Genomic DNA, 2851 nt, shown 5'->3' with positions numbered 1-2851 from the left:
ACGCGCACCCACGTCGAGATCCGAACCCACGATGAGTGGCGCTACGTTCCTGTGCCGGCCGGCTTCGACGTGGTCACGGTGAGTCCCGGCGTGGGCAGCTTCGTGGCCGGGGGGGCGAACCTTCTGGTGATTCGTGGCGATCGCCTGGGCGAGGTCACCGGCAACGGCGTGCGCGACGTGCTGCGCCTGCCCGCGTCGAACATGCGGCTTGCGCGATGCGGCGCGGGCGATGACGTGTGCGTCTGGAAACAGGACGACACGCGTCTCCTGCGTCTCGACCCCCGTGGCAGGCTGACGCCATGGATCACGCTCACGCGGGGCCTCGGTGGAGCACTCTGCTTCGCCGAGGGCGCGCTCCACGTCTTCGACGATGCGCGTCTTGCTGTCGTGGCGCTCGAGACGACGGGGCAGCGGCAGCGTTGATCGTTGCACGGCGCGCTTTGCGACGCGTGCACGCATGCGGTCGATCTCGATTCGAACGAACGGCTGCGGCACAGGTGGGTGTTGCCATCGGCCCGCGCAACGCCGATGCACGTGAGCACCAGCGCCACGACGAAGAGCCAGACGCAGCCCACCCGACGGCTCTCTGACAGGCCTGGACGGCGCGGTGCGGTCGTCACGCGGTCTGTGGGTGGATCTGCCTGAACCTGCGAGGTCTTGTGCGCGGTCTGCTGCGCGGTCTGCTGCGCGGTCTGCTGCGCGGTCTGCTGGGATTTTGATGTCAGCGCGCGCCGCTCGATTTCCTCGACCTGATCCTTCGCCTCTTTCAGGCCACACCCGGTCTCCTCGCGCACGCGCTTGATGGCCTCGATCTTCCGGCCCGCCCTGACGAGCCCCACAACCTCGTCTTCCGAGAGCGTGGGGAGCGGGGGCGGGGCGATCGGCAGCGTGACCAGGCGGGTGCCGTCGATGAGGTCCTTGGCTTCTTTCAACCCGAGACCCGTGAGCTCGCGCACCTGCTTGATGGCGTGGATGGGCCTGCCGGCCGCGCACATGGCGACCACCTCGCGCAGCCCCACGGCCAGGTCGGGCCGCTGCTTCACCAAAAAAGCCAGAGAAGCGATGCCTCCGCATTGCTCGCACGTCTGGCTGTGCGTATCGGTGCCGCAGAGGGTGCAGATCATGATGCTTGCTGCCGAGGATTCATGTGCCTGCGCTCGGTGGGGCTTACCGACCGTTGGCGGAGAAGCCGCACGCCATGCTGTGCCGCAAGATCGAGAAGAAGATGCAAAGCGTCTTGCGCTGTGCGCCATTGAGACCCCGTGTGTTGAGCGCCTCGTTCTCGATGCGCACGATTCTGCTGATGATCTCTTTCAGCGGAAGGTCTGAGGGGATCTCGCGAACCTGGCCGACGATGTCGAGCTTGATGCCCGCGGCCTTCAGATCTGAATCGATGCGCTGCATCATCTCGTTCGTGCTTGTGTTACGGTACCTGTTTATCACCTTCTCGAAGACCGAGATGTCAGGCAGCTTGTCGACCCCGTACCGGCCCTTGCTCTGCTGGAGGAGCGCATAGAACTGCCGCACGTCGAAGGTCTTGTGCGACCGGAAGTAGTCGTCGATGATGCGGTTGTGCATCGCTTCCGCGTCGTCGAAGCGGTTGCGCGGGTTGGTCACGGAGACCTGCCCGTCGTGGACCTGCGGATGGGTCGAACCCGGAGATACCGGAAATACGTGCGACTCTGCCATCGACATGCCGGCGGCGAATACAAGCGAGATGGCGCCAAACTCTGCGGTCTCGAAGCCGGCAATGAGGTCATGCCAGCCCCATGGGGGGATCGCTTGCGCGGGACGAAGGGCGCCGAGCACGATGGTGAACACCAACAATCTGGCCGCGCATCTCGAGCGCAGGCTGGATTTCAGCAGTGACATCATCCGGGGCTCCTCACTTCGTATCGGGGTTCACTTGACCTCGTTGCCCCGCGCTTCTGGATCTCGCGCAGGGGCTCCTCTCGCGCCGCGCTGCGATCCTCGACGCGGTTTACCAACCGTCCAGTAGTCGTCTCGACTGCGGCTCGCAAGTCGTCGCCGATCTCGGTGCCCTCCGCGTCTGCGCTCCTCGGTGTGGTGCCGAGAGTACGTTTGCGGTGCTCGCTTGTGCGGGCTACCGATTTCGTCACCTGTTTGCTCACCTCGTTTCGTTTCTGCGACTGGACGGTTGGTACGTCTGTCTCTCGAGAAAGGTCGACGTGTGGAGGCGCCGAGGGCAACCTTCGACGGGGCCTGTGCTCAGGCGTGTGCGACGCGCTTACGGTGTAGCGACCTGTACAATCACGGGCACGTCACGGGTGTCTGCTGGGGCGCGTCCCCGATCGGACGGCAGCACCCATGGGCCGGCGGGGATGGTGGACGGTCGCGTCTGCACGCCCGCAGCCTGCAGAAGGCTGGTGAGCGCCACCAGTGACATCAATGCTCCCGCGAACTGTCGCATGTCGCTTCCCCCGTCACCCCCAGGCTTCGTGAGGGTGTTCGCTTGTCACTCCCAGATCTCGCGGGGGTGAGCGCCCCTTCACCCCCGCGAGATCTGGGGGTGAAGGGACATATCGATTTCGTCTGTGCGTCGCCTCAGAAGCTGCCGATGTCGTTGGCGCGCCCTGTGTTGATGACCTCCGGCGCCGACGTGTTGCCCTTTTCGCTCCAGCGCACGAAGTTGTCGTTTCCGGTGATCACGACGCTCGGCGTGCGGGCCTCGATGCGAATCTTGTTGTGGCTGCCGTTGATGCGCACCCGGCTCGCGTTGCCCGCAATCGTGATGGTGCAGCTGTCACCGTTGAGCGTGAAGGCGTTGCCGTTGCATGCGTAGGTGTAGTTCACCCGATTGCTGTCGACAACCCGATCCGGCTCGCGCTGC

The 2851-nt window shown here is 64.8% G+C and carries 3 protein-coding genes; all 3 read right to left on the bottom strand.

Features of this window, described 5'->3' with window-relative positions; translation table 11 throughout:
* Nucleotides 1–41 precede the first annotated feature (41 nt).
* The gene (locus EB084_23110; GenBank protein NDD31154.1) at nucleotides 42–1253 is read right to left on the bottom strand and encodes a hypothetical protein; all 1212 of its coding nucleotides are present in this window, start codon (nucleotides 1251–1253) and stop codon (nucleotides 42–44) included.
* The gene (locus tag EB084_23105; protein ID NDD31153.1) at nucleotides 1168–1875 is read right to left on the bottom strand and encodes a hypothetical protein; all 708 of its coding nucleotides are present in this window, start codon (nucleotides 1873–1875) and stop codon (nucleotides 1168–1170) included. The genes EB084_23110 and EB084_23105 overlap by 86 nt, the downstream gene beginning before the upstream one ends.
* 690 nt (nucleotides 1876–2565) lie before the next feature.
* A partial coding sequence (locus EB084_23100) for a DUF3060 domain-containing protein (GenBank protein ID NDD31152.1) occupies nucleotides 2566–2851 on the bottom strand: 286 nt, incomplete at its 5' end.

This window comes from Pseudomonadota bacterium (assembly GCA_010028905.1).
Lineage (GTDB): Bacteria > Vulcanimicrobiota > Xenobia > RGZZ01 > RGZZ01 > RGZZ01.
Note: the sequence above shows the minus strand (reverse complement) of the source record. Positions and strands in the feature narration are given on the sequence as shown.